Here is a 25,759-nt window from a genome sequence, read left to right on the forward strand (position 1 = left end):
ATCGACGGCGATGGCGTCCCCCGGGACGGGCCGCAGTGACGTCAGCGGCAGCCGCAGCCGGCCAGCGCGGCGGTGATCCGATCCAGCGCCGGTTGGGCGGTTTCCTTTCCGCCCGGCACCCGATCCGTGAGCACCGCGAAGGTGAGTAGCCGACCGTCGGCGGTGGTGACCAGGCCCGCAATGGAGTGCACGGCGGTCAGTGTGCCGGTCTTCGCCCGGACGCTGCCCGCCCCGGCGGCGGTGCCGGCGGCGGTGCGGTAGCGCTCGTCCAGGGTCCCCGACCAGCCGCCCACCGGCAGGCCGCCGAAGACGCCCGCCAACTCCGGATGATCCGGGCTGGCGGCCAGTCGGATCAGGTCGGTCAGCAACGACGGGCTGATCCGGTTGTTGCGGGACAGTCCGCTGCCGTCGGACAGGGTGATCTCGTCGGCGGGCAGGCCCAACTCGGCCACCTCCGCGTCCATGGCGGCAGCGCCCCCGTCGAACGAGGCCGGCTGGTTGCGGGCCATCGCGACCTGACGGGCCAACGCCTCGGCCACCAGGTTGTCACTCTCGCTGATCATGATGTCGACCAGCCGGATCATCGGCGGAGACTGCACCACACCCAGCTCGGTGCCCGGCGCCGGGGTGCCACCGGCCGCGGCGGGCGCCGGTGCCGTGCCCCGCTTCACGGCGTCGCTCGGCACGCCGAGCAGTCGGGCGAACGCCTTGCCGGCGGCCAGGTCCGGCTCGGTGAACCGCGCCGCGGCCCCGTGCGGGACGCTCGGATCCCGGCGCGCGCCGTCGGTCATCAACGCCGTCACCGCGCCCCCGGAGCCACCGGTGGGGATGTCGTCGTCCCAACCCGGGCCGTAGACCGGGCCGGAGTAGACCGAACCGTCGACGGTGACACTGGTCGGGGTGGTGCCGCCGAGCGCCGTACGCACCTGGGCGGCCAACTCGTCGAGCCGCGCCGCGCCCGGGTAGTAGCCCTTCTTGTCGATCGCGAGGGTCGGATCGCCACCACCGATGATCACCACCTCGCCGGCCTTCGTCCCGGCCACCGCGCGAGTGGGGATCCGGTAGCCGGGTCCCCGGGCTGCCAGTGCCGTCACCGCGGTCGCCAGTTTGGTCACCGAGGCGGGCACGGTGCCGTCGTCCGCACCCTTGTCGAACAGCGTCTGGCCGGAGATGACATCGGCCACCGAGACGTTCACCCGATCACCCAGGGCGGCAACCCCGACAAGTGGGTCGAGTACGGCACGAACCCCGTCCGGGGTGGGTACCGGAGCGTTCGGGTCCGGGCCGGACAGCACGTCCGCCGGGTCCGGCTCCGGGGTCGCGCCCACGGCGTTCGGCGCGGACCCGGCGTCGTCGCCCAGCCATCCGGCGACCGGCCCGGGTCGGACGACGACGACGCCGACACCGGCGAGCACCAGCAGCAGCACGACGGCCAACACCACCGGCAGCCGCCGCCGACGAGCGGGGGCGACCGGCGCGGGGGCCGGCGCGGCACCGGCGGGCGACGGCAACGCGGAGATCGGCGGACCCAGCGGTGGGGCGTCACCGCGGGTGGCGGTCGGGCCAGGCCACGCACCGGGCGGAGCCGGGCTCACCGGGACCGACGCGCTGCCGCGCGACGGACCACCCGAGGTCGGGCCGGGCGGAGCCGGGCTCACCGGGACCGACGCGCTGCCGCGCGGCGGGCCGCTCATCGGCCGGTCAGCGCCGGCTACCGGAAAGCGGCCGTTGTTCGGGGTGGGCGGGGGCGAGCCGGAGGGCGGGCGCCAGGGCAGTGGTGGCGGCGTCTCAGGTGCCGGCGTCCCTGGCTCGGAAGCCCGGGGCAGGTGGGCCTCCGGCACCGGGACCCGGCCCGTGGCGCCGCCGGAGCCGGATCGTCCGGTACCGTGCGCGGAGCCCCCGTCCGGGCGGTAGTGTGAATCTTCCCTCCCCACGACCCCCTCCTCCCCCAGCGAAAATCGGCTTGGGTGACACTACTTCGGTCCGAAGACTATGCGGCGGCCGGAGTCGGCGGGTGGGCATTCACCTGTCCGGAGGGGCCGCCAGTGGTTCCGTTAGCCAGCGTGGGCAGACGAGGGAGCGTGCAGATGGATTTCGACGTGACGGTTGAGATCCCCAAAGGTCACCGGAACAAGTACGAGGTGGACCACAAGACCGGCCGGATCCGGTTGGACCGCACTCTCTTCACCTCCACCCAGTACCCGGCCGACTACGGGTTCATCGAGGGCACCCTGGGCGAGGACGGCGACCCGCTGGACGCGCTGGTGCTGGTCCCCGAGCCGACCTTCCCGGGTTGCCTGATCCGCTGCCGCACCATCGGCATGTTCCGGATGACCGACGAGAAGGGCGGGGACGACAAGGTCCTCTGCGTGCCCTACGAGGACCCTCGCCAGGAGCACCTGCGCGACATCCACCACCTCGGCGAGTTCGACCGGCTGGAGATTCAGCACTTCTTCGAGGTGTACAAGGACCTGGAGCCCGGCAAGTCGGTGGAGGGCGCGACCTGGGTCGGCCGCACCGAGGCCGAGGCCGAGATCCACGCCTCGTACCAGCGGGCGAGGGACGCCGAGGCGCGCGGCGAATCCATGCACTGACGTACCACTGACGCACCGGGCCCGGGGGCCGCTCAACCGAGCAGCCCTCGGGCCCGGTCGTACAGGTCGAGCACCGCGCAGGCGATCGGCACCACGGCGACCGCCAGGGCCGTGTCGGTGAGGTCCGCGACCCTTCCGAGGTACGGCGAGACCGGCCGGCGGGCGTATCCGGTGCCGCTGGCGGCGGCCACCAAAGCCAACGCCGCACCGCCCAGGACCAGCGCCAACCGCCCGACGTCGTCGGCCCGGCCAACGAGCACCACGCCCAGCACGGTGTAGCCGGCCAGCCCGGCCAGCACCGTGGGGACCCGGTGCCGCAACGCCACGAACAGCCGCGACCGCAGCAGCAGCACGGCCGAGGTGACCGCCAGCAGCACCCAGCCGGCCTTCGTGCCGGCAACCCCGAGTACGAACGCGGCGGCCACCGCCAGCAGGGCGTGCCCGATCAGCATCCCGGTGAGCACCTCCTCGGTGCGGGTCACCGCCGCGTTCACCCGGCTCCGGTCCGGCAGATCCCGGGATCGCTCCGGCCCTTCGATGGGGGTCGAGGTCGGCAGGGTGATCGGCGGCAGGGGAAGCTTGCCCAGCCGGATGGCCAGCAGCGGGATCACGCCGACGGCGAAGACCAGTGCGCTGAGCAGCACCGCCGCCGCGCCGGCCGGGCTGAGCAGCAGCCCACCGAGCGCCGCCCCGGCACCGGTCAGGCCGACCGTCACACCGGCCACGAAGACCCGTAGCCGGCTGGCCACCCCGAGCAGGCCGATCAGCGCCACCAGCGACAGTGCCACCGAGCCGGCCAGCAACTCGGGCGCGCCCACCCAGCGGACCGGCCCGAACGGCCCGACCGGGTCGCCGGAGCCGACCGCGAGGGCGCCGGCCGTGAACGCGTACGGCAGCGCGTAGCCGCCGAGTGTCGCCCCGGCGGTGCCGTCGCCGTTGGCGCGGGAGGCGACCGCACCGGCCACGGTGAGCAGCAGCGCCACCACGGCGGCGGCCAGCCAGCCCGCCCGGTACGTCGGGCCGCCGACGAGCAGGGCGAGCAGCCCGACGGTGAGCGGGACGGCCGCACCGGCGAGACCGGCGGCCCGGGTGGCGGTGGGCGACCAGGCGCCGCCGCGGCGGCGGGCACCGTCGGCGATCGCCTCGACCACGTCGTCGTACTCCAGCTCGGGCCAGTGCGCGCGGGCCGGCACGAGGTGCAGCACCTCACCGTCGCGGACCCCCTGGGGCAGCAGTGCCTGTGCGGTCGTCAGCAGCGCGCCGTCGGTGCGGCGCAGAACCCAGCCGCCGTGCTGTTCGCCGTCGTCGGCCAGCCCGACGCCGGCGTGCCGGAGCACGTCGGGCAGCAGCTCGGCCAGGGGCACCTGCTCCGGCAGGGCGACGTCCACCCGTCGTTGCGGCGCGCTGATGGTGACGCGGGCCAGACCGGTAGTCATCGACTGGTCTCCATCTCGGGAGGGATCGGAGGCTGTGCGGACGACAGGACTTTACCTACCATGAGTCCGGTTCGGGTTACCCAGCGCAGTCAGGAGGCCGAGTGTCGACAGTCGTCATCAAGCGCCCACCGCGTCGACCGGCGCCGGAGATACCCACCGGCGAACTGCCGGTCGAGGCGCCGCCGGAGATACCCGTGGTGACCGGCGGGCGGTGGCAGCAGATGCTCATGCTGCTGCCCATGCTCGGCGGCACGGTGGCGATGGCGATGATGTTCGGCCGGGGCGGTGGCGCCTACTCGTACGTGGTGGGTGGGATGTTCGGGCTCTCCTCGCTGGCGATGCTGGTGACCTCCTGGGGCAGCGCCTCCGGCACGCCGAAGAAGTCCGAGATGATGGCGGCCCGCCGGGAGTACCTGCGCCACCTGGCCACGCTGCGGCGGCGGGTGCGACGCACCGCGGGACAGCAGCGGGCCGGGCTCTACTACCGGCACCCGGATCCGGGCGGGCTCTGGTCGACGGTGGACAGTCACCGGGTCTGGGAGCGGCGACCCGCCGACCCGGACTTCGCGGTGGTCCGGGTCGCCGTCGGGCCGCAGACCCTGGCCACCCCGCTCGTCCCACCTGTCACCCGGCCGCTGGAGGAGCTGGAACCGATGACCGCCGGCGCGCTGCGCCGCTTTCTGGACGCGTACTCCGTGGTGCCGGACCTGCCGGTGGCCCTGTCGTTGCGCAGCTTCGCCCGGGTGCACGTGCGTCCCGCCGGCCGGAGCGGGGGCGGCGCCCCGATCACCGGTGGGCCGGCCACCGGCGACCCGGCGGCGCAGGCGCTGGTGCGGGCGGTGCTGACCCAGCTCGCGGTCTTCCACGCACCCGACGAGCTGCTCGTCGCCGTCTGCGCGGGACCGGAACGCCGCGCCTGCTGGGAGTGGGTGAAATGGCTCCCGCACGCCCACCATCCGAGCCGCACCGACGCGCTCGGCCCGGTACGGCTGGTCACCAGCTCCGCCGCCGAGCTGGAACGGCTGCTCGCCGACGTGCTGGCCAGCCGGTCGCGGTTCAGTCCGGCCGGCCCCGCCACCGACGGCCCGCACGTGGTGGTGATCCTCGACGGCGGCGACCTGACCGGCGCCAGTGACCTGGCCGGTGACGGCGGCATCGACGCGGTCACCGTGCTGGACCTGGACACCCCGCCGCCCCGGCTGCTCGACAGGTACGCGTTGCTGCTGGAGTTGCACGGCCGACGGCTGCACTCGCGGTCGTCCGACGGGCACGCCGAGGTGGGGACCGCCGATCAGTTGGACCTCGCCGACGCCGAGGCGGTCGCCCGGCGGTTGGCGCCGCTGCGGCTCGCCGGCGCAGCCCGCGGACCGGACGCCCCGCTCCAGGCCGACCTGGGTCTTCCCGAACTACTCGGGCTCGGTGACCCGGAGAGCTTCACCGCTGAGCAGGGTTGGCTGCCGCGCTCGGCACGGGACCGGCTGCGGGTGCCGATCGGGGTGGGCGCGGACGGCGGAGCCATCGAGCTGGACCTCAAGGAGTCCGCCCAGGACGGGATGGGACCGCACGGCCTGCTCATCGGGGCGACCGGCTCCGGCAAGTCCGAGCTGCTCCGCACGCTGGTGCTGGGGCTCGCCGCCACGCACAGCTCCGAGCAGCTCAACTTCGTGCTCGTCGACTTCAAGGGTGGTGCCACCTTCGCCTCGTTCGACAGGTTGCCGCACACCGCGGCGGTGATCACGAACCTGGCCGACGCGTTACCCCTGGTCGACCGGATGGTCGACGCGATCAACGGGGAGCTGGTCCGCCGGCAGGAGCTGCTGCGCCGCGCCGGCAACTTTGCCAGCGTGCGCGACTACGAGCGGTCCCGGGCGGCCGGCAGCCCACTGGCCCCGCTGCCGTCGCTGCTGCTGATCTGCGACGAGTTCTCCGAACTGCTCTCCGCCAAGCCCGACTTCATCGACCTGTTCGTGCAGATCGGCCGGCTGGGCCGGTCGCTCGGCGTGCACCTGCTGCTCGCCAGCCAGCGGCTGGAGGAGGGGCGGCTCCGTGGGCTGGACACCCACCTGTCGTACCGGATCGGGTTGCGGACCTTCTCCGCGTTGGAGTCGCGCACCGTGCTCGGGGTGCCGGACGCGCACGAGCTGCCCCGCTCGCCGGGGCACGGCTACCTGCGCGCCGGCACCGACCCGCTGGCCCGGTTCAAGGCCGCGTACGTCTCCGGTGCCGTCCGCCGGCGGACCGCGCCGGCCGGCGTCGCCGCCGAGGGGGGTGCCCGGCTGCTCACCTTCACCACCCACGTGGTGCCGGTGCCCGAGCCGGCGACCCCGGTCGTGCCCGCCGCGGCGGCGGAGGAGGAGGACCGGGAGACACTGCTCGACCTGCTGGTGGACCGGCTCGTCGGGCAGGGTCCGCCAGCGCACCAGGTCTGGCTCCCACCGCTCGGTCCGCCACCGGCCCTGGACGAGCTGCTCGGCCCGGTCGAGGTGGACCCGGAGCGCGGGCTCAGCGTGGGCAACCCGGAGCTGCACGGCTCGCTGGGAGTGCCACTGGCCGTCGTGGACAAGCCGTTGGAGCAGCGCCGGGACCTGCTCTGGCTGACGCTGGACGGGGCAGCCGGACACGTCGCGGTGGTCGGTGCGCCGCAGAGCGGCAAGTCCACCGCGCTACGTACGCTGATCTGCGCGTTGGCGCTCACCCACACCCCGGTCGAGGTGCAGGTCTACTGCCTGGACTTCGGTGGCGGCGGGCTGGCCGCGCTGCGCGACCTTCCGCACGTGGGCGGGGTGACCGGTCGGGCCGACCCGACCGCCGTCCGGCGCACCGTCGGCGAGATGAGCACCCTGCTGGCCGATCGGGAACGCCGCTTCGCGGAGTTGGGCGTGGAGTCGATGGCCGCGTACCGGCAGCGGCGGGCCGCAGCTCCAACGACCAGCCAGCTCGGGGCCGACCCGTTCGGCGACGTGTTCCTGGTGATCGACGGTTGGAGTACGGTCCGGGGCGAGTACGACGATCTGGAACCGCTGGTCACCGACCTGGCCACCCGGGGACTGTCGTACGGGCTGCACGTGGTCGCCACCGCGCTGCGTTGGCTGGACTTCCGGCCGGCGATCCGGGACCTGTTCGGCTCCCGGCTGGAACTGCGCCTCGGTGATCCGTCCGACTCGCTGGTGGCCCGGCGTGCCGCCGCCAACGTGCCGGAGCGCTCCGGTCGGGGGGTGACCGCCGAGGGCCTGCACTTCCTCACCGCGCTGCCCCATCTGTCCGATCACGGAGAGACCGCCGATCTGGTCAAACGCATCGCCGGCAGTTGGGGTGGACCGTCGGCGCCCCGGGTGCGGCTGCTCCCGCCGGTGCTGCCGTACGCCGAAATGGACCTGACCGCGACGACCGGGCTGCGGCTGCCGATCGGGATCGCGGAGGCGGACCTGCGGCCGGTGTGGCTCGACTTCGCCACCGAGCCACACTTCGTGGTCTTCGGGGACTCGGAGTGCGGCAAGTCGTCGTTCCTGCGCGCGCTGGCCTCGTCGATCACCACCCGGTTCACCCCGGAGCAGGCCCGGGTGATCCTGGTCGACTACCGGCGCAGCCTGCTCGGCGCCATCGAGACGCCGCACCTGATCGGGTACGGCACCGCCGCGGCGCACACCGCCGAGCTTGTCGAGTCGGCCGCCGGTTACCTGGAGCGGCGTGCCCCCGGGCCGGAGGTCACCCCGCCACAACTGCGGGATCGATCCTGGTGGTCCGGGCCGGAGCTGTTCGTGCTCGTCGACGACTACGACCTGGTGGCGGCCGGGCCGGCCAACCCGCTGCGGGCGCTGGAGGAGCACCTGCCGCACGCCCGTGACGTCGGACTGCACCTGGTGCTGGCCCGCCGGTCCGGTGGCGCGGGCCGGGCCCAGTACGAGCCGATCGTGCAACGGCTGCGGGAGCTGTCCACCTCCGGCCTGGTGATGGCGGGCAGCCCGGAGGAGGGTGCGCTCGTCGGGCCGGTGCGGCCGGGGCCGCTGCCGCCGGGGCGTGGTCGGTTGGTCACCCGGCGGGAGGGCGTACGCCTCGTTCAGCTCGCACAACTGCCGCCACAATGACCCGACTCGCCGGTTCTTCCCGTGACGGGTGGGGAAACCGGTAATCTCCGATCGTCATGGTTCCGTCGGGATGAATGGCTGGGGATGTGACAGGGGTGCGGCACAGCGGTCCGTCGGCCGCCCGACGGGCGACCGTCCGGGCGCTGCTCGGTGCGGCCGCGGCGCTCGCCGTCGTCGCGCCGACCGCGGCGGCCGTGCCCGTGGCCGCGCCCAGCCACGGCGGCCAGTTGGCCGGCGGGCCGACGGTGTTCGCCCCCGGCGACACGATCGCTCGCACCGATCAGGTCCGCGACGAGCAGTGGCAGCTCGACGAGTTGCAGGCCGAGACGGCCTGGCGCAGCTCGACCGGCCGGGGCGTGACCGTCGCGGTGGTCGACTCCGGGGTGGACGGCAGTCATCCGGACCTGGTCGGCCAGGTGCTGCCCGGTCAGGATCTGGTCGGCTCCGGCGGCGGTGCGGGACCGGATCCGGTGGGGCACGGCACGACGGTCGCCGGCCTGATCGCCGGCCGCAAGGACGACAAGCGGGGCGTGGTCGGCCTCGCGCCGGACGCGCGGATCCTGCCGGTCCGGGTGCTCGACGAGGACAACCGCTACGACGACGCGCTGATCGTGGCCCAGGGGGTCCGCTGGGCGGTCGATCACGGTGCCCGCGTGATCAACTTGTCGTTGGGTGGCAGCGGCGACAGCCCCGCCCTGGCGGCGGCCCTGGACTACGCGTTCGTCCGGGACGTGGTCGTGGTCGCCTGCACCGGCAACCTGGCCACCTCCAGCAGCACGAAGGTGTGGTATCCGGCGCGTGAGCCGGGGGTGATCGCGGTCGCCGGCCTGGAGCGCAACAGCAAGGATCTGTGGTCCGGGTCGATCACCGGCCGAGCGACGGTGCTCAGCGCTCCCGCCACCGGGCTGGTCGGCGCCAAACCCCCGAGCGGGTACTGGCGGGTGCAGGGCACCAGCTTCGCCGCGCCACTGGTGGCGGCCACCGCCGCGCTGGTCCGGTCCCGCTATCCCCAGATGTCCGCGGGTGAGGTGGTCAACCGCTTGCTGACCACCGCCCGGGACCTCGGGCCGACCGGCCGGGACGACCGCTTCGGGTACGGGATGGTCGACCCGGTGGCCGCGTTGAGCGCCGACGTGCCACCGGTGACCGCGAACCCGCTCGACGATCAGACGTCGCCGGGGGTGACCGGCTTCGGCCCGGCTCCCGGCTCGGCTGACGACTCGGTGGCCGGCGCCGGCAGCAATCCGCTCGGTCTCGCCGCTCCTCGTCAGCAGAGCCGGTGGACGGCCCGGGCGGCTGGTGGCGAGGACACGTCGGCACCGGAGCAACTGTGGACCGGGTTCATGCTTCTCGTCGCCCTGACCGGCGGCGCCACCCTGCTGGTGCGCCGGCTCCGCCGGCGGTCTGAGTGATCGAGGCCCACCGGCAGGCCTGACCGGCTGAACGGTGGGGTAGAACGGTTCGCATGAGCGCGCCCGGCCCACGTACCCTCGGCACCGCCCGGCACCCGTCCTGGCGGCACCGCCGACTCGACCCGGACCATTCGCTCGGGCTGCGGCTGACCCTGGCCGCGACGGCGGCGTTCCTGGTGCTTGTGCCTTTCGCGCTGCTCGCGCTGCTGGTGCTCGGCGCCTGGGCACCGCTGCACCGGCTGGACACGGCGGTCACCGAGGCGCTGCACGGTTACGCCGTCGACCACCCGGCCTGGGTCGTGCTGATGCACACCTGGACTGAGGTGTTCGCGCCGATGCCGCTGCGGGCCGCCGCCCTGCTCGTGGTGATCTGGCTGCTGCGCCGGGGAGCCCGCAGGCTGGCCCTCTGGGCGACCACCACCATGGTGGTGGGTGGACTGTTCGGCCCGTTGCTGAAGCTGCTCGTCGGCCGGGACCGACCGGAGCTGCTCGACCCGGTGGCGCGGGCCGCCGGTTATTCGTTCCCCTCCGGTCACGCGTTGAACGCCACCCTGACCGCCGGGGTGCTGCTGCTGGTGTTTCTGCCGTACGTCGGACGGGGAGTGGCACGGGTCGCGCTCTGGGTCGGCGCGCTGCTGCTCACCGTGGTGACCGGGTTGAGCCGGGTGGCGCTCGGCGTGCACTTCACCAGCGACGTGCTCGGCGGGTGGCTGCTCGGCGTGGCGGTGGTAGCGGCGACCACCGCCGCGTTCACCAGTTGGCGGGCGCACACCGGCCTGCGACCGGTCCGGCCGGCCCGCGAAGGCGTCGCTCCCGAGGTCGAGCGGCACCCCGACGCGACCTGAGGCGTGCCGACGACGCCGAACGGGTACTGGCCGGCTCATGCCCGACACCGTGGTCCAGATCGTCCGGCGGGTGCTGCTGCCGGTGTCCCTCCTGTTCGGCGTCATGGTGCTGCTCGGAGTGCTGGTCACCCGCGTCCTCGCCCGGACCTGGCCGTTCACCGTCGAGGACGCGGTGAATCGGGAGTTCGCCGGCGACCGCACCGGCGGTTGGAACAACGTCTCGCTGGTGTTCAGCACACTGGCCAGCACCCAGATGATCGTCGTGGTCACCGTGCTGGTGGCGCTGGCGCTGCGGCTCTGGCTGAAGCGCTGGCGGGAGCCCCTGTTCCTGTGCGCGGCGGTCACCGCCCAGGCGCTGGTGTTCCTGCTGACCACGATGGTGATCGACAGGCAGCGGCCGGCGGTGGAGCACATGGACGTCTCGCCGCCCACGTCGAGCTTCCCGTCCGGGCACACCTCGGCGGCGGTGGCGCTCTACGTCGGCATCGCCGTGCTGATGGCCCTGCGGGTCCGCAGCACCGGGGCGAAGGTCGCCTGGTGGACGCTGCTGCTGATGGTGCCGCTGGGCGTGGCGTTGACCCGCATGTACCGGGGGATGCACCACCCGAGCGACGTGGTGGCGTCCTTCCTCAACGGCGGCACCTGCGTCGCGGTCATGGCCCGTGCCGTGCTGGACCGCGGGCTGCGGTGGGGGCGGGCGAAGCTGCCGACCGCGCGACGAGCCGCGCCGGCCCCCAGCTGACCCCGCACGGCGGTCAGGTGCACTCGCCGGTGCCGACCTGCCGGTTACGTTCGGCACCGGCCAGCGCGACCGGACGGGCCTCGGCCGCGGTCACCGCGAAGCCGGTGTTCGAGTCGTCGACCGCCGCCGCGAAGATCACGCCGAGCACCAGACCGTTGGAGGAGAGCAGCGGACCGCCCGAGTTGCCGCTGCGGACCAGCGCCCGGATCGTGTAGATCTCCCGGGTGACGTCACCGTCGGAGTAGATGTCCGGTCCCTTGATCCGGTCGACGTCGCGGATCCGCGCCGACTGCGCGTTGTAGGGGCCGTCGAGCGGGAAGCCGAGCACGATGGCGTCGGCGCCGCTGCCCGCGTTGCCGGCAGCGAACCGCAGGGACGGACCGGGCAGTCCGGGTACGAGTAGCACGGCCAGGTCCCGGTCCGGGTCGTAGACCACCACCTTGCCGTCGTACCGCTCGCCGCCCAGCTCCACGGCGACCGAGCGGGTCCCGGCGACGACGTGCGCGTTGGTCATCACCCGGTCGTCGGCGTACACGAAGCCGGAACCCTCGATGCGGCGTGAACAGCTGGGCGCGGAGCCGAGCACCTTGACGACCGACCGCTGCCCGTTGACCACCACCTGCGAGCCGGCCAGTGCCGGGTCGGGCGGCTCGACCTGCCGGGCGCGCGTGGGCGCGAGGTCACCGAAGACGTCCGGGAACCCGTCGGTGTCGAGAGTGTCCTGCAACGCCGTGGTCAGATCGTGGGCCTGGTTGGGCAGGACCCGGTTCACCACCGTGATCAGCGCGCTGTTGCGCACCGCGGCGGCGATCCAGGGCACCGCGGACGAGCCGAACGGCACGGCGATCAGCCAGGCGAACAGGAGCACCGCGAGCAGTGAGACGACGGCTCCGCCGATGTCGTCGGCCCGCCTGCCCACCTCACTGGTGATCGTCTTACGCAGGCGTGAGCCGAGCCAGCCGGCGAGCGCCTGCCCGATCACTGCCAGCCCGAAGATCGCCACCAGCGAGATCAGCACCCGGGCGACGGGATCCACGAACTGCCTGGCGAACAGCGGCCCGAGCTGGAGACCCAGCAACAGACCCAGGAAGAACCCGGCGAGCGACAGGATGCCGATGGCGAAGCCCTGACGGTATCCGCTGATCGCGAACAGGAGCATGAGCAGGAGCAGGAGCAGATCCACGACGGACACGGGTCAAGCGTACGGGCAGTGTGCCCACCGGATGACCATCGCTTGCGGAAAGTGAAGGCGCGGTCAGCGCAGGGCACTCTCGTCGGCGTCGTCGGTGCCCGCCGACGGGGCTGGGGCCGCTCCGCTCGGCGGCAGCTCCACCACCCGCTCACGCGGCCATGGACGAGCCCAGCCGCCCATCTCCAAGAGGGTGGCCAGCACCCCGGCGGTGAAGCCCCAGACGAGCATCCCCCGTGCGGAGAACGCCGGGCCGATCCAGCCGCTCGGGTGGCGGACCCGCAGCCGGTTGGCCGGGTCGACCAGCTCACTCACCGGCAGGCGGGCCACGTGCGCCACCTCGGCCGGCTCCCGGGGGTGCACCGGGTGCGGTTCGTGCCACCAGGCCAGCACCGGGGTGACCACGAAATCGCTGACCGGGATCCACAGCTTCGGCAGCTCGGCCAACACGGTCACGCTGGTCGGGTCGAGGCCGACCTCCTCGTTCGCCTCGCGGAGGGCGGTGGCCCGGACGTCGGCGTCCTCCGGGTCGGCCGCGCCGCCGGGAAAGGCCGGCTGACCGGCGTGGGTACGCAGCGTGGCGGCACGTTGCAGGACCAGCACGTCGGGGCCGACGCCGGGCTGCTCGCCGAGCAGCACCAGCACGGCGCTCTCCCGACCACCCTCGGCCGGAGTGGTCAGCCGGGTGAAGTCCTCGGCGCGGGCGGTGCCGAGCCGGGTCAGCAACGGCTCGATCCACTCGGGCGGTCGACGGGTCACGCGGACACCGTCAGGCCGAGGTGCTTACGGACCAGCGCGGCGAGTTGGGCATCGTCGAGCGCACCGCTGGCCTCGACGTGCCGGACCCGACCGTCGACGCCGACGAAGATGGTCATGGGGAAGAAATTACGTTCCAGCTCGCGTTGCAGCGCCTCACCCTGGTCGACCAGGATCGGGAACCGGATGCCGAAGTCCTCACCGATGGCCTGGGCCGCGCTGCGGCTGTCCCGGCTGTTGACCCCGAGCACCTGGAGCTGACCGCCGGCCCGCTCGCTGAGGCGTTGGAAGGCGGGCAGCTCCTTGCGGCACGGCGGGCACCAGGAGGCCCACACGTTGATCACCACCGGCCCGGCCACGTCCCGGAGGGCGACGGGCGCGCCGCCGGTGAAGCAGGCCAGCGTCAGCTCCGGCAGCGCCCGACCACCAGCGGCGGGGGCCGTCGCGCCGGCACCGGTTACGGAGGCCGTCGCGCCGGGCGTGGCGGCGGGCGACGCGGGGGCAGTCGCGCCGGGCGCGCCGGGTGTGGCGGAGCCGGGCGAGGCAGCCGCGGGTCGGGCGCTCAACGTGGAGCAGTCCCGGAACGGTGATGGTCGCTCAGCGGCGGCCCGACGGGGGGCCGGATCGTCGGCGGCACCGCTGGTGCAGCCGGCGAGGGTCAGCAGCAGCGGCAGGATCACCAGGGCGAGGCGGCGGTTCATGGCACCTCCGCGGCGACCGCCTGGGCGGGCACCAGCTCCGGGTCGACCCCGGCGGCCACCGCCAGGTCCCGCGCCCGAGGCCCCTTGAGCAGCTTCGCGGCGGCGGCGGGCTCGGTCGGGCCGGTGCCGTACGAGGGGCAGAGCTTCGCGAGGGTGCACGCCCCACAGGCCGGTTTGCGGGCGTGGCAGACCCGCCGCCCGTGGAAGATGATCCGGTGCGACAGCATGGTCCAGTCGCGCTTCGGGTACAGCGCGCCGATCGCATGCTCGATCTTGACCGGGTCGGTTTCGCTGGTCAGCCGCCACCTGTGCACCAGCCGCTGGAAGTGCGTGTCGACGGTGATGCCGGGAACGTCGAAGGCATTGCCGAGGATCACGTTCGCGGTCTTACGGCCGATCCCGGGCAGCGTCACCAGATCGGCGAGCCGGCCGGGGACACTGCCGTCGTACCGGTCGAGGAGAGCCTGGCCGAGCTTGATCAGCGAGTCGGTCTTGTTGCGGTAGAAACCGGTGGGCCGGATCAGCTCCTCCATCTCGCCACGGTCGGCACCGGCGTACGCGGCGGCGCTCGGATAGCGGGCGAAGAGCTTCGGGGTGACCTCGTTGACCTTCTTGTCCGTGCACTGCGCGGAGAGGATCGTGGCGACGGACAGCTCCAGGGCGCTGGAGTGGTCCAGCTCGCAGTGCGCGTCGGGATGCGTCTCGGTCAGCACCCGGCCGATCTTGCGGGCACGGCGGGTGCGCCCGAGGTCGGTCTCGCTGGCACCGGGGGGACTACTGGTCACGACGGTCAGCCTACGTCGCGCCCCGGACGTTCCCGCTCGGGTCAGCCGCCCGTTGGCGGAGAGATCTGGCCCTGCTCGTCGAACCGGGCGCCACTCTTCGGGAAGTCACTCCCGCTCAGGTCGCCGATCAGGCCCAGACCCCTGTCGTTCGAGTCCATCGTCGGCTTACCGGCGCCGTTCATGTACGTCGAGGTGAACGAGCCACCGGCCCAGCTGCCGTCCGGCTTCAGCGACACCTTCAGTACCCCGCCCCAGCCGAGGCGGCCGTCGTTGCTCAGCGAGTTGCCGCCGCCGGCGAAGTTGCCCAGGCTGTACGCGATCAGCCGGCCCTGGTAGAACTCCATGCCGCGCAGCACGTGCGGCCCGTGTCCGACGATCAGGTCGGCGCCGGCATCGATCATGGCGTGGGAGAACTTGACCGGGTCGCCCCGGTTCTCGCCCAGGAACATCTCGGTGCCCGGCTTGACCCGGGTCTTGTCCGCGCCCTCGCCACCCATGTGCACCTGCACCACGACCAGGTCGGCCATGGTGGCGGCCTTGGCGACCACGGCCTTCGCCTCGGCGATGTCGACCAGGCTGTTGGACCAGACGTACGACGAGAAGCCGGCCACCGCGACCTTGACGCCCTTGACGTCGACCACGGTGATCTGGTCCGGTGCACCGGTGTGGCGCAGGTCGTACTTCTCCAGCGCCTGCTGGGTGTTCTCGTAGCCCTTCGGCCCGTAGTCGTAGCCGTGGTTGTTGGCCTGGTTGAGCACGTCGAAGCCGGCGTCGCGCAGGTGCGCGGCGTACTCCGGTGGGGCGCGGAACTGGAAGCAGCGGGTGGAGTTGGCACCGCACTTACCGGTGCCGGTGTCCACGGTCAGCGGCTCTTCCAGGTTGCCCATCACCAGGTCGGCCTTGAGCGCCTCGGTGACCGAGGTGAAGAAGCCCTTGCCTCCGGCGGCGGGCAGCCGGCTCGGCGCGTTGCCCATGATGATGTCGCCGGTGGCGGAGAGCGAGATCGCGCCGCCCGTGGCGGAGTCCGCCGGCCCGGTGGCCTCCGGGCCGGCCGTGGTCACCGGCGCGCCGGTGCCGCCGCCGCCGGCACCGGGCTGCCAGACGGGGGCCCTCTCGCCGCCGGGGTCGCCGCAGCCGGCGACGAGCAGGGTGGCCAGCAGCCCGGCGAGGCCGAGGACGACGCGGCGACGCGGGCGGGACGCGGTAGGGGCGGGAGCATACATCGCTCGCGACCCTACCGGGCCGGCAACGCGCCGACGACAGCCGATCGGTCGGAAGTTCAGTCGGGAAGCTGCTCTGACCAGGGAACGACCGCCCGAGCACCCCCGGCGAGCACCGCGGCGTGCACCGCTCGGGCGAGCGGGGCGCCCCAGGTGGAGCGCGGCCCCCCGTACGCGGCCTCCGGCCCGTCGACCGGGCAGAGCACGGTGACCGCGTCGGTCGGGGTGCCGGTCCCCGGCAGTCCGAGGTCGGTGATCGCCTGGGTCTTCGCCTCGGTCGCCGTGGCCACCGCGTTGATCAGTGCCGAGTCGGCGAGTCGGGCTGGCACGTACACCACGATGTTGACCGTGCCGACCCGCTGGACGAGCCCGGCCGGAGCCGGCGCGGCCGCGAGCACCGGCGTGCCGAGCCCGACCGTCGCCCAGGCCCGGACCCCGGTGTCGGCCCGGGGCACCACCTCGGCCACGTCGACGCCGGTCAGCAGACCAACGCCGGGTCCGTGGAGGGCGAGGTCGGCGGCGAGCGCGGTCAGGTGGGCGGCCGGGTCGTCCCGGTCGTACGACATCGGCACTGTCGCGTTCAGCACCCAGTGCCGGACGCCGATTCCACCGCCCAGCGGGCCACTGCTGACGGCCCGTAGAGGTCCGTCGGCGCGCCAGACGAGCAGTGGAATGTCCCACCCGTCCTCGGAGCGACTGGTCAGAGTTGGCTCGCTCAGCACGTCGGGCAGGTTACGCCAACGATCAAGATTCCAGGGGCGACCTCTGATTCAAGCTCATGTGCGCCTAGACTTGGCGGCGCGCGAGGGGATCAGCGGACGGCGGACCCGGCCGACGGACGGCACGCGCAACCGGAGGTGCGCGATGGACGAGGTACTGGCCCGCAGCGGGATCTTCCAGGGTGTCGACCCGGAAGCTGCCGAGGCGCTTGCCAAGGAGATGGAGACGATCGAAGTCCGCAAGGGCGAGATCGTTTTCAATGAGGGCGAGCCCGGTGACAGCCTCTATATCCTGCTGTCCGGGAAGATCAAGGTTGGTCGCCGCGCAGCGGACGGCCGGCAGAACCTGATCGCGGTTATGGGGCCTTCGGACATGGTCGGTGAGCTGTCGCTCTTCGACCCGGGTCCGCGTACGGCGACCGCCACCGCGGTAACGGACACCCGGCTCGTACGACTGCGCAAGCAGGCGCTGCGGCCGTGGCTGGCCAACCGCCCGGAGATCGCCGAGCAACTGCTTCGGGTGCTCGCCCGGCGGCTGCGACGGACGAACGACTCGCTCGCCGACCTGATCTTCACGGACGTGCCGGGTCGGGTCGCGAAGAACCTGCTCCAGATGGCTGGTCGGTTCGGCACCCGCGACGGTGGCGTCCTGCGGGTGACCCACGACCTCACTCAGGAGGAGATCGCCCAGCTCGTCGGCGCCTCCCGGGAGACGGTCAACAAGGCGCTCGCCGACTTCGCCTCGCGCGGCTGGCTGCGCCTGGACGGCAAGAGCATCATCATCCTGGACCCGGAGCGCCTGGCCCGGCGCGCCCGCGTCTGACCCGGCGCGCCGGGCTACCACCCCCGGTGCCCGCGACGTTCCGGCCCGGCCCGCAGCACGCGGACCGGGCCGGATTTCGTCGTCTGCCCGCCGCAGATTCGCTGGACCCGGCGCAGCATCAGCCCCCAGGGTGGGCTGATGCCGAACCGAGTCGCTGTCCTCTCCGACATCCACGGTGTGCTGCCCGCGCTGGAGGCCGTACTGGCCGAGCCGGACGTCGCCACCGCCGATCTGATCGTGCTCACCGGGGACATCGCGGCCGGTCCACAACCGGTCGAGGTGTTGGACCTGCTCGCTGATCTCGGCGACCGGGTCTGCTGGGTCGGCGGCAACTGCGAGCGCGAGCTGGTCGAGGCCCGCGCCGGCCGCGCCGCCTCCATCGAGGTGTCGAACTGGGCCGCCGGGCAGCTGCGCGACGACCAGCTGGATCGGCTGGCCGCGCTCCCGCTGACGGTGACCCTGGAGATCGACGGCCTCGGACCGACGTTGTTCTGCCACGCCACCCCGCGCGACGACGAGGAGGTCGTCCTCGTCGACAGCCGGATGGAACGCTGGGCGGAGGTGTTCGCCGAGGTGCCGGCCGAGGTGACGACGGTGGTCTGCGGCCACACCCACATGCCCTTCACCCGACTGGTCGATCGGCGTCTGGTGGTCAACCCGGGCAGCATCGGCATGCCGTACGGCGGCGCGGGGGCGTACTGGGCGCTGCTCGGGCCGGGCGTCCAGCTCCGCCGTACCCGCTTCGATGTCGACGCCGCCTGCGCCCGGGTGGCCGCCGACTCGACCTTCCCGGACGCCGCCGAGTGGGCCGAGGAATACCTGCGGTCCCGGCACAGTGACGCCGAGGCGCTCGCCGTCTTCGCTCCCCGCGACGGCCGCTCAAGCCGGGTCTGACCCGTTCACCTCCCTACCCGCCCCTCCCCTGCGCCCGGACCCCGTCCAGAGCTGTCCGGGACTGTCCCGACCTGCGGCTGCTCTTCCGGGACACGGTGGGGACGGCTGTCATGGAACGAGTTAGCGCCGGCCGCGACGTCCGGCGCCCACCGGCCCGGTCGTGATCCGGGCCGGCCGGCCGCCCTGGGCGGCGGGTGACCGTGGCAGACGAAAACTGGAGGGCAGTGATGGGTACCAGGCATGCGGAAGGCCGTTCCACGCGGACCGGCTGGCTGTTGGCGCGGTGGGCGACGGTGGTGCGCGGTTGGCTGGTGCCGCTGGTCGCGGTGGTCGCCGTCGCGGCGAGCCTCCTGCTCGTCGCCCCGGCCTCGGCAGCGTCGGCTGCCCCCGGAGATCCGGACGAGCGCCCGGCGGCGGCCAGCCCGACGCCGGACCCGGCCGAATCCCGTAACGCGATGTCGCGAGCCCGCCGGATGCTCGCGAAACTCGGGTACGACATTTCGACCCTGGGCTCACCGACCCCGGACGACCCGAACTACATGAAGAAGATCATCGCGGACCAGGTCATCAACAGGGTCCAGGGGTGGGTGGCGGAGGGCAAGACCGGCTTCGGCTTGAAGGACCTCTACCCCCTGGTCCAGGACGGCGAGGCGATCTACCGCAAGTCGCAGAAGCGCGTTGCGGCCCTGGAAAAGAAGCTTGCGAAGAGCGAACGAGAGCTCAAGAAGCTGACGGAGATCGCGAAGGACACCACCCGGTCGCCGGAGCAAAGGGCCAAGGCGGCGGCCAAGTTGCCACAGAAGCGGAAGGACGTGGCCAACAACCGTCGCAGCCTCCTTGATGCGACGCCCACCAAGCCCGACCACGACGGGACCATCAAACGGCTGCGGAACACGCTCGATGATCTGGACCGTGATCTGGCCAAGGCCGAGCGGCGGGGTGCTCTGCCAGGCGCCAAGAAGGAGCTGACGAAGAAGCGCGACGCCGTCCAGAAGGCACTGGCCGAGGCCGAGGCGGAGAAGGCCGACTACGACCGCCGCAGGGGCGACGGCGGCGACGCCTCCGGCACCACCGCCCGTGGCCCCAAGGAACCGAAGGGGCCGAAGAAGCCACCGACCGGCGCGACCAGGACCGAGCCGAAGGGACCCCGGTCCGTCGGCCCGAAGGCGACGCGTCCATGGTCCTCGCTGTTCCGGCCGGGCGGCCCGCGGGTCGACAGCGGCGCCAGCGACCTGATCGGCCAGGGCATCGCCGACGAGATCCGCAAGCACGGCCGGGTGGAGGACGAGAAGCTGCTGCACCGCGCGATGGAGGATCCGGCGCTGCGCCGGCGCATCATCGCCGACTACCGCGAGTATCCGGAGCGCAGCCCGTGGGAGAAGACCCGGCGCGACTTCGACGGGTCGAAGGGCTTTCGACAGACCGAGGCGCTGCGGATCGGCCCGGCACTGATCAAGTACGAGGAGGCCGAGAACATCGCGAAGCGGTCGAGGAACGACCGCAACTACCTCCAGGCCCACCGGGACTGCGGCGGCTACGACACCTGCGTCACGGATCGCACCCGCAAGCTCCGCGAACTCGACACCAAGCTCAAGAAGCAGGCCGACCGATCCAACAACGACGCCGTGTACCGACAGGCGCGCGTCGAGTGCGGCGGCTACGACACCTGCGTCGTCGAACGCACCCGCAAACTCCGGGAGCTGAACACCAAGGTCAAGAAGCAGGCCGACCGGTCGAACAACGATCCCACCTACCAGCGAGCCCGCCAGGACTGCGGGGGCTATGACACCTGCGTCGTCGAGCGCACCCGCAAGCTCCGCGAACTCGACACCAAGCTCAAGAAGCAGGCCGACCGGTCCAACAACGACGCCGCGTACCTCCAGGCCCGTAAGGAGTGCGGCGGCTACGACACCTGCGTCACCGAGCGCACCCGCAAACTCCGCGAGCAGAACGCCCGCAACACCACCAACGCACCCACCGCCAAGAAGACCACCACCGGCAACCGGACCACACCCAAGAAGACCACCACCACCAAGAAGACCGACACCAAGAAGACCACCACCACGCGCGCCAACCGATCCAACAACGACCCCGCCTACCGGCAGGCCCGCGTCGAGTGCGGCGGCTACGACACCTGCGTCACCGAACGCACCCGCAAACTCCGCGAACAGAACGCCCGCAACACCACCACCACACCCACCGCCAAGAAGACCACCACCGGCAACAAGACCACACCCAAGAAGACCGCGGACACCGACAAGGACACCAAGAAGACCGGTGGCAAGGGCACGAAGAAGACCGGCGGCAAGTAGGGCGGGAACAGGCGGTCAGGAGCAGTCGATGGTCGCTCTGCGCGGGACATCGCCCCGACCGACCACCAACCAGGACGTACGAGTGGCTGGCCGGAGAGCATCACCGCTTGAAGAGGAACACCTGCGCGGTGTCGTTGGAGCACGACACCTGGGCGATCGCCGTACCCGCGGACCGGCTGCCGCCGATCGGGCCGATGCACCTGTTCGGTGCGGACGTGGCGTGCAGCCGGTAACCCTGACCCGCGCTGCTCTGCGCCGGTTCGAGGACGAATCGTTGATCCGGACGGCTGCAGTAGCTGCGGGGGGCCACCAGTTGCCCGTCAGCGGTCGACGGTTCGCCGTTCGGGTCGGGGTCGACCTGCAGGCAACCACCGTCCCCGGACGGGTGCGCCCAGTAGATCTGGTACGTGTTCGAGCCGACCTTCCGCAGTTCGCTGGTGGCCGGCTCGGCCTGGGCGCAGGGAACGAGCGTCGCCACCTCCGGGCGGTCGTTCCCAGGCTCCGGACCCACGCCCACGCAGTACGACTGCCCGACGGTGGCTGCCGGCATCATGCGGTACTGCCCCGCGGCGGGCAGCGTGGTGGCCGCCTTCGTCTGCGCCACCTGGGGTGCACTCGACCCGGGCGCACTCGACCCGGGCGCACTCAGCGCGGGCGCACTCGACCTGGGCGCACCCGGCGCGGGACTGGTGACCGCCGGTCCGGCGCTGGTCGGTGGCAGGCTCGGGTTCGGTGTCCGCGCGCCAGCGTCCGCGGGCGGCAACTGCACGTCGACGTCTGGGCTGGCCGTCGGCTCGGCGAGCACCGCCGGTGGATCGTTGCCCGCGTCGGGATCGCGAAGGGTCCGGACGACCAGGCCGCCGGCCACCACGATCAGCAGCAGCACCACGACGCCGAGGAGTACGCGTGTCGGCCGACGGAACCGGAAGGCGAGCGGCGGCACGAAGTCCCGCAGCCGCAGTGGTGCGGGGGCAGCGTCGGCGTTCGGTGCACGTTTGCGGTGCAATCCCGCCCAGGCGCTGTTGCGCTGGCCCTTCACGGCCGTGGCCAGCGGTCCATCGGCGTAGAGGAGGGGACGGACCGGCGTGTCCTCGATCGGCGTCGACTCGGCAGCGACCGGCTCGGGCCGCCCACTCGCCGCGTCGGGTTCGCGGCTCAGCGACTCGTCACTCGGCACGCGCCGGCCCGGGACACCCGGACCCGGCCCGAACGCGACCGAACCGTGCGGCTCGCTCGTGCCCGCCGTGGCGGCGACAGGCTGCCCGCCGGCATCCCGCGCATCGGCGACGAGCGGCTCACCGGCGCTCGCCGCGACGGCGACAGGCTGCTCACCACCAGCCGCCGAGTCGTCGGTGCGTTCCGCGGTCTCGGCTGCCAACGCGGTCGAGTCGTCGAGCCCCCAGCCGGGTCCCGGTGCCAACTCCGCCGGCAGGGGTGGCACCGCGTCGAGCAGCCCCCACGGTGGGCGGACCCTCGGCTCGTCGACGAACGAGTCGGCATCGGCCACGCCCGGATCGGCGGCGACGGCGACGGCGACCGGCTCGGGCTGACCTGCGGTGGCCGCGGCAAGCGCCTTGCGCGCGGCGACCCAGCGGTCCACCGTGTTCTGATCGCCTCCGCAGGCCCGGGCGAACGCCGCGACAAGCGTCTCCCTCGGCAGGTTGGCCCGGCCCAGGGCGGTGTTCAGGGTGCTGTGTGGGAGCACGTCGCCGGCATCCCGTGCCCTCTTCGACACCTGCCGAATGGTCAGTCCGGACCACTGCCGTAGCGCCCGCATCTGGGCCACAAACTCGGCAGCCGACCCGGCGGTCGCCGGGTCAGGTGCTGTGCCGTTGTTGTACCGCTCGTTCGCCATCGACCGTTCGTCCCCCGCGTCTCTGCCAGCGCGCCCACAGCCGTGCGGACCGATTCAAGCCGATCGTTCGGCGTACCGCTACCTCGTGCGGCTCAAACCAGAACAACCGCCGCAACCAGGGCGACGCTCGGGCTGGCCGCCGACCGGTACCGCGCCGACGCCCCGGCGGCGAGTGGAGCGACAGGGCCAAAAAAGTCAGTCTTGACTGTTTGTTTCCGAGGCCGCAGGCTGGTTCCGTGCCCACCGCATCGACGCGCGTCCCTCAGCAGGAGCGCAGCCGCGCCACCCAGGCCCGTCTGCTGGAGGCGACGGTCGACTGCCTGATCGAGCACGGCTGGTCCGGCACCACGACCACAGTCGTCGCCGCGCGGGCCGGTGTCTCGCGCGGCGCTCAACTGCACCACTACCCGACGAAGGCGGCGCTGGTGACAGCCGCCGTGGCCCATCTCGCCGAGCGGCGGGCCGTCGAGCTACGCACCGAGGCCGAGGCGTTGCCGGCCGGTCCGCAGCGGCTGGACCGGGTGATCGACCTGCTCGGCGTGGCGTTCACCGGGCCGCTGTTCGTGGCCGCCCTCGAACTCTGGGTCGCCGCCCGCACCGACCAGGAACTCCGCGACGCCCTGGTGCCGCTGGAGGCGACGGTCGGCCGAGAGATGCACCGCCTCACCGTGGCCCTACTCGGTGTCGACGAGCGTCGACCCGGTGTTCGCGAGGCGGTCCAGGCCACTCTCGACCTGCTCCGCGGGCTCGGGGTGGCCAACCTGCTCAACGACGACTCGGCCCGCCGTACCGCCCTGCTGAGCACCTGGAAGCGCCAACTCGCCACCCTGCTCACGCCCTGACCGCTGGCCGCGCCGGCCACAAACCGACCGGAGGCACCCATGGTCGATCTCACCGACCTGCTCGCGGATCTGGCCGCCGAGTCCGCCCAACTGGACAGCCTGGTGGCGCCGTTACCGGCGACCGACTGGGCTCGACCGACCCTCGCGCCGGGCTGGAGCATCGGGCACCAGATCGCCCACCTCGCCTGGACCGATCACGTGTCGCTGCTGGCGGCCACCGACGCCGAGGCGTTCTTCGCGGCGGTGACCGCCGCGCCGGACCCGACCCGCATGGTCGATGACGGCGCCGAGGAGTTCCTCGCCCCGCCCGCCGAACTGCTCGCCCGCTGGCGGGCCGGCCGGGCGGCGCTCGCCGACGCGCTGGCCGCCGTACCGGCCGGCGAGAAACTGCAGTGGTTCGGCACCCGGATGTCGGCCACCTCGATGGCGACCGCCCGGATCATGGAGACCTGGGCACACGGCGAGGACGTGGCCGACACGCTCGGCGTCGTCCGACCCGCGAGCGACCGACTCCGGCACGTCGCGCACCTCGGTGTGCGTACCCTCGGGCACGGGTTCGCCGCCCACGGCCGGGACATACCGACGACGCCGGTCCGGGTCGAGCTGGTCGGGCCCGGCGGCGACGTCTGGACCTGGGGTCCGGCGGACGCCGCCGACCGGCTGAGCGGCCCCGCCCTGGACTTCTGCCTGCTGGTCACCCAGCGCCGACACCGCGCGGACCTCGCCCTGGTCGCCACCGGGCCGGTCGCCGACGAGTGGCTCGACGTGGCGCAGGCGTTCGCCGGGCCGCCCGGCGACGGCCGGCAGCCGGCCGGCGGGAAGGGGACGCCGGCATGATCCGGATCGGCAACGCCTCCGGTTTCTACGGGGACCGGTTCACCGCCTGGCAGGAGATGCTCGACGGCGGCGAGTTGGACGTGCTGACCGGTGACTACCTGGCCGAGCTGACCATGCTGATCCTCGCCCGGGACCGGCTGCGCGACCCCGACCTGGGGTACGCGAAGACGTTCCTGCGGCAACTGGAGACGTGCCTCGGCACCGCCCTGGAACGGGGGGTGCGGATCGTGACCAACGCCGGCGGGTTGAACCCGGCCGGCCTGGCCGCCGCCATCACCGCACTCGCCGTCCGGCTGGGCCTGCCGGCCCGGGTCGGGTACGTCGAGGGCGACGCCCTCCAGCGGCCGGACGCGTTGAGCGCGAACGCCTACCTCGGCGCGTTCGGCATCGCGGCGTGCCTCGACGGCGGTGCGGACGTGGTGGTCACCGGTCGGGTCACCGACGCGTCGCTCGTCGTCGGCCCGGCCATCGCCCGGTACGGCTGGGGCCGCGACGACCTCGACGAGCTGGCCGGGGCGACCGTGGCGGGGCACCTCGTCGAATGCGGCGCTCAGGTCACCGGTGGCAACTTCAGCTTCTTCACGGAGCTGCCCGACGGCGGGCACCGGCCCGGCTTTCCGATCGCCGAGGTGCACGCCGACGGCTCGACGGTGCTCACCAAGCATGCGGGCACCGGTGGCGCCGTCACCGTGGAGACGGTCACCGCACAGCTGCTCTACGAGATCGGTGGGCCGGCGTACCTGGGGCCGGATGTGGTGACCCGACTGGACACGGTGACGCTGCGCCAGGACGGACCGGACCGGGTGCGGGTCTCCGGTGCCCGGGGTACGCCGCCACCGCCCACGCTCAAGGTGGGCGTCAACAACCTCGGTGGCTTCCGCAACTCGATGACCTTCGTCCTCTGCGGACTCGACATCGAGGCGAAGGCAACCCTGGTCCGGGGGCAGGTCGAGGAGGCGGTGGGAAAGGACGGGTTGGAGTTCACGCTGGCCCGCACCGACCACGTGGACGCCGCCGACACCGAGGCCGCGAGTGCCCTGCTGCACGTACACCTGCGGGACGGTGACCGGACGCGGGCCGGACGGGCCTTCTCGGCCGCCGCGGTGGAGCTGGCGCTGGCCTCGTACCCGGGCTGCACACTGACCACCCTGCCGGGTGACGCGACCCCGTACGGCGTCTTCACCGCCGACTCGACGCCGCAGGACGCGGTGGCACACGTCGCGGTACTGCCCGATGGTCAACGGGTGCCGATCGCCCCACCGATCCGCACCGCCGCCGTGCCGGCGGACGAGACAGTCCCGTACGCCGGCACGGCGGTTGGCGGACCGACGCGGCGCGGGGCGCTCGGCGAGCTGGTCGGCGCACGCTCCGGGGACAAGGGTGGGGATGCCAACCTCGGTGTCTGGGCACGGACCGAAGCCGGGTACGCGTGGCTGCGCGCCTGGCTGACCGTCGAGCGGCTGGCCGAACTGTTGCCGGAGACCGCGCCACTGTCGGTACGGCGCTACGAACTGCCGAACCTGCGCGCGGTCAACTTCGTGATCGAGGGTCTGCTCGGGGCCGGGGTGGCCGCGTCCACCCGGTTCGACCCGCAGGCCAAGGCGCTCGGGGAGCTGCTGCGCGCCCGGATCGTCGACCTGCCAGCCGAGGTGGCGCCGGGGGTAGCCCCGTGAGCGCGAGGAGTGAGCCGGTTCTGCGAGCCCCGCAGTCGC

At 72.8% G+C, this 25,759-nt stretch carries 20 protein-coding genes; 11 read left to right on the top strand and 9 right to left on the bottom strand.

The features are described from left to right. Nucleotides 1-41 precede the first annotated feature (41 nt). The gene (dacB, locus tag AB0C25_RS08240) at nucleotides 42-1,694 is read right to left on the bottom strand and encodes a D-alanyl-D-alanine carboxypeptidase/D-alanyl-D-alanine-endopeptidase (protein ID WP_357370829.1); all 1,653 of its coding nucleotides are present in this window, start codon (nucleotides 1,692-1,694) and stop codon (nucleotides 42-44) included. A 393-nt stretch (nucleotides 1,695-2,087) separates the two neighbouring features. Here dacB and AB0C25_RS08245 point away from each other — a divergent pair, with 393 nt between their 5' ends. Then, entirely contained in the window at nucleotides 2,088-2,594 is a 507-nt protein-coding gene (locus AB0C25_RS08245; RefSeq protein ID WP_091403280.1) for an inorganic diphosphatase, read from the top strand. Nucleotides 2,595-2,626: 32 nt separating this feature from the next. Here AB0C25_RS08245 and eccD read toward each other — a convergent pair whose 3' ends face one another. Then, on the bottom strand, nucleotides 2,627-4,030 hold the full coding sequence (gene eccD / locus AB0C25_RS08250; RefSeq protein ID WP_357370831.1) for a type VII secretion integral membrane protein EccD: 1,404 nt from the start codon (nucleotides 4,028-4,030) through the stop codon (nucleotides 2,627-2,629). A gap of 101 nt (nucleotides 4,031-4,131) precedes the next feature. On the opposite strand from eccD, the gene eccCa reads away from it, so the two are divergent. The 4 genes from eccCa (at nucleotide 4,132) to AB0C25_RS08270 (ending at nucleotide 11,114) form a co-directional block, all read left to right on the top strand. Further along, nucleotides 4,132-8,115, top strand: coding sequence for a type VII secretion protein EccCa (gene eccCa, locus AB0C25_RS08255; RefSeq protein WP_357370833.1), 3,984 nt, complete (start codon nucleotides 4,132-4,134; stop codon nucleotides 8,113-8,115). A gap of 74 nt (nucleotides 8,116-8,189) precedes the next feature. After that, nucleotides 8,190-9,527: a type VII secretion-associated serine protease mycosin gene (gene mycP / locus AB0C25_RS08260; RefSeq protein WP_357370835.1), complete on the top strand. Its 1,338-nt coding sequence runs from the start codon at nucleotides 8,190-8,192 to the stop codon at nucleotides 9,525-9,527. Nucleotides 9,528-9,580: 53 nt separating this feature from the next. Beyond that, complete coding sequence (locus tag AB0C25_RS08265; RefSeq protein WP_357370837.1) at nucleotides 9,581-10,372, top strand: phosphatase PAP2 family protein; 792 nt, start codon at nucleotides 9,581-9,583, stop codon at nucleotides 10,370-10,372. 37 nt (nucleotides 10,373-10,409) lie between these two features. Then, entirely contained in the window at nucleotides 10,410-11,114 is a 705-nt protein-coding gene (locus AB0C25_RS08270) for a phosphatase PAP2 family protein (protein ID WP_357370839.1), read from the top strand. A gap of 13 nt (nucleotides 11,115-11,127) precedes the next feature. Here AB0C25_RS08270 and AB0C25_RS08275 read toward each other — a convergent pair whose 3' ends face one another. The 6 genes from AB0C25_RS08275 to AB0C25_RS08300 all read right to left on the bottom strand — a co-directional run bounded on the left by AB0C25_RS08275 (nucleotide 11,128) and on the right by AB0C25_RS08300 (nucleotide 16,487). Next, entirely contained in the window at nucleotides 11,128-12,306 is a 1,179-nt protein-coding gene (locus AB0C25_RS08275; protein WP_357370841.1) for a MarP family serine protease, read from the bottom strand. Nucleotides 12,307-12,369: 63 nt separating this feature from the next. After that, nucleotides 12,370-13,062 carry a CoA pyrophosphatase gene (locus AB0C25_RS08280; RefSeq protein ID WP_357370843.1) on the bottom strand — a complete coding sequence of 231 codons (693 nt, stop codon included), beginning with the start codon at nucleotides 13,060-13,062 and terminating at the stop codon, nucleotides 12,370-12,372. Next, the gene (locus AB0C25_RS08285) at nucleotides 13,059-13,760 is read right to left on the bottom strand and encodes a TlpA disulfide reductase family protein (protein ID WP_357370845.1); all 702 of its coding nucleotides are present in this window, start codon (nucleotides 13,758-13,760) and stop codon (nucleotides 13,059-13,061) included. The genes AB0C25_RS08280 and AB0C25_RS08285 overlap by 4 nt, the downstream gene beginning before the upstream one ends. Further along, on the bottom strand, nucleotides 13,757-14,545 hold the full coding sequence (gene nth / locus AB0C25_RS08290) for an endonuclease III (RefSeq protein WP_357252930.1): 789 nt from the start codon (nucleotides 14,543-14,545) through the stop codon (nucleotides 13,757-13,759). The genes AB0C25_RS08285 and nth overlap by 4 nt, the downstream gene beginning before the upstream one ends. Nucleotides 14,546-14,586: 41 nt before the next feature. Further along, a complete protein-coding gene (locus tag AB0C25_RS08295; protein ID WP_357370847.1) occupies nucleotides 14,587-15,768 on the bottom strand; it encodes a CapA family protein in 1,182 nt (393 codons plus the stop codon). 56 nt (nucleotides 15,769-15,824) lie between these two features. Then, nucleotides 15,825-16,487: an adenosylcobinamide amidohydrolase gene (locus tag AB0C25_RS08300; protein ID WP_357370849.1), complete on the bottom strand. Its 663-nt coding sequence runs from the start codon at nucleotides 16,485-16,487 to the stop codon at nucleotides 15,825-15,827. Between the two features lie 142 nt (nucleotides 16,488-16,629). Between AB0C25_RS08300 and AB0C25_RS08305 the strand changes: the two genes are divergently transcribed. The 3 genes from AB0C25_RS08305 to AB0C25_RS08315 all read left to right on the top strand — a co-directional run bounded on the left by AB0C25_RS08305 (nucleotide 16,630) and on the right by AB0C25_RS08315 (nucleotide 20,513). Next, nucleotides 16,630-17,307 (top strand): Crp/Fnr family transcriptional regulator, encoded by a 678-nt coding sequence (locus AB0C25_RS08305; protein ID WP_110563686.1) that lies wholly within the window; start codon nucleotides 16,630-16,632, stop codon nucleotides 17,305-17,307. Between the two features lie 138 nt (nucleotides 17,308-17,445). Next, nucleotides 17,446-18,201: a metallophosphoesterase family protein gene (locus AB0C25_RS08310; protein WP_357370850.1), complete on the top strand. Its 756-nt coding sequence runs from the start codon at nucleotides 17,446-17,448 to the stop codon at nucleotides 18,199-18,201. Between the two features lie 227 nt (nucleotides 18,202-18,428). Further along, nucleotides 18,429-20,513, top strand: coding sequence for a hypothetical protein (locus AB0C25_RS08315; protein ID WP_357370852.1), 2,085 nt, complete (start codon nucleotides 18,429-18,431; stop codon nucleotides 20,511-20,513). A gap of 100 nt (nucleotides 20,514-20,613) precedes the next feature. Here the strand turns inward: AB0C25_RS08315 and AB0C25_RS08320 are convergent, their stop codons facing one another. After that, a complete protein-coding gene (locus tag AB0C25_RS08320; RefSeq protein WP_357370854.1) occupies nucleotides 20,614-22,368 on the bottom strand; it encodes a helix-turn-helix domain-containing protein in 1,755 nt (584 codons plus the stop codon). A 236-nt stretch (nucleotides 22,369-22,604) separates the two neighbouring features. Here AB0C25_RS08320 and AB0C25_RS08325 point away from each other — a divergent pair, with 236 nt between their 5' ends. Genes AB0C25_RS08325 through AB0C25_RS08335 form a run of 3 tightly spaced genes read left to right on the top strand, consistent with a single transcriptional unit; the run spans nucleotide 22,605 to nucleotide 25,720 of the window. Beyond that, nucleotides 22,605-23,210 carry a TetR/AcrR family transcriptional regulator gene (locus AB0C25_RS08325; RefSeq protein WP_357252940.1) on the top strand — a complete coding sequence of 202 codons (606 nt, stop codon included), beginning with the start codon at nucleotides 22,605-22,607 and terminating at the stop codon, nucleotides 23,208-23,210. Between the two features lie 39 nt (nucleotides 23,211-23,249). Continuing rightward, nucleotides 23,250-24,047, top strand: coding sequence for a TIGR03084 family metal-binding protein (locus AB0C25_RS08330; protein ID WP_357370856.1), 798 nt, complete (start codon nucleotides 23,250-23,252; stop codon nucleotides 24,045-24,047). Then, the gene (locus tag AB0C25_RS08335) at nucleotides 24,044-25,720 is read left to right on the top strand and encodes an acyclic terpene utilization AtuA family protein (protein ID WP_357370859.1); all 1,677 of its coding nucleotides are present in this window, start codon (nucleotides 24,044-24,046) and stop codon (nucleotides 25,718-25,720) included. The genes AB0C25_RS08330 and AB0C25_RS08335 overlap by 4 nt, the downstream gene beginning before the upstream one ends. Nucleotides 25,721-25,759 lie beyond the last annotated feature (39 nt).

The sequence above is a fragment of the Micromonospora sp. NPDC048839 genome, from assembly GCF_040649915.1.
Lineage (GTDB): Bacteria > Actinomycetota > Actinomycetes > Mycobacteriales > Micromonosporaceae > Micromonospora.

Bases quoted from the DNA above. Each gene is read 5' to 3' on its own strand.
- dacB (WP_357370829.1), bottom strand. From the start codon at position 1,694: ATGAGCGGCCCGCCGCGCGGCAGCGCGTCGGTCCCGGTGAGCCCGGCT.
- AB0C25_RS08245 (WP_091403280.1), top strand. From the start codon at position 2,088: ATGGATTTCGACGTGACGGTTGAGATCCCCAAAGGTCACCGGAACAAG.
- eccD (WP_357370831.1), bottom strand. From the start codon at position 4,030: ATGACTACCGGTCTGGCCCGCGTCACCATCAGCGCGCCGCAACGACGG.
- mycP (WP_357370835.1), top strand. From the start codon at position 8,190: ATGGCTGGGGATGTGACAGGGGTGCGGCACAGCGGTCCGTCGGCCGCC.
- AB0C25_RS08265 (WP_357370837.1), top strand. From the start codon at position 9,581: ATGAGCGCGCCCGGCCCACGTACCCTCGGCACCGCCCGGCACCCGTCC.
- AB0C25_RS08270 (WP_357370839.1), top strand. From the start codon at position 10,410: ATGCCCGACACCGTGGTCCAGATCGTCCGGCGGGTGCTGCTGCCGGTG.
- AB0C25_RS08285 (WP_357370845.1), bottom strand. From the start codon at position 13,760: ATGAACCGCCGCCTCGCCCTGGTGATCCTGCCGCTGCTGCTGACCCTC.
- AB0C25_RS08295 (WP_357370847.1), bottom strand. From the start codon at position 15,768: ATGTATGCTCCCGCCCCTACCGCGTCCCGCCCGCGTCGCCGCGTCGTC.
- AB0C25_RS08305 (WP_110563686.1), top strand. From the start codon at position 16,630: ATGGACGAGGTACTGGCCCGCAGCGGGATCTTCCAGGGTGTCGACCCG.
- AB0C25_RS08310 (WP_357370850.1), top strand. From the start codon at position 17,446: ATGCCGAACCGAGTCGCTGTCCTCTCCGACATCCACGGTGTGCTGCCC.
- AB0C25_RS08315 (WP_357370852.1), top strand. From the start codon at position 18,429: ATGGGTACCAGGCATGCGGAAGGCCGTTCCACGCGGACCGGCTGGCTG.
- AB0C25_RS08320 (WP_357370854.1), bottom strand. From the start codon at position 22,368: ATGGCGAACGAGCGGTACAACAACGGCACAGCACCTGACCCGGCGACC.
- AB0C25_RS08330 (WP_357370856.1), top strand. From the start codon at position 23,250: ATGGTCGATCTCACCGACCTGCTCGCGGATCTGGCCGCCGAGTCCGCC.
- AB0C25_RS08335 (WP_357370859.1), top strand. From the start codon at position 24,044: ATGATCCGGATCGGCAACGCCTCCGGTTTCTACGGGGACCGGTTCACC.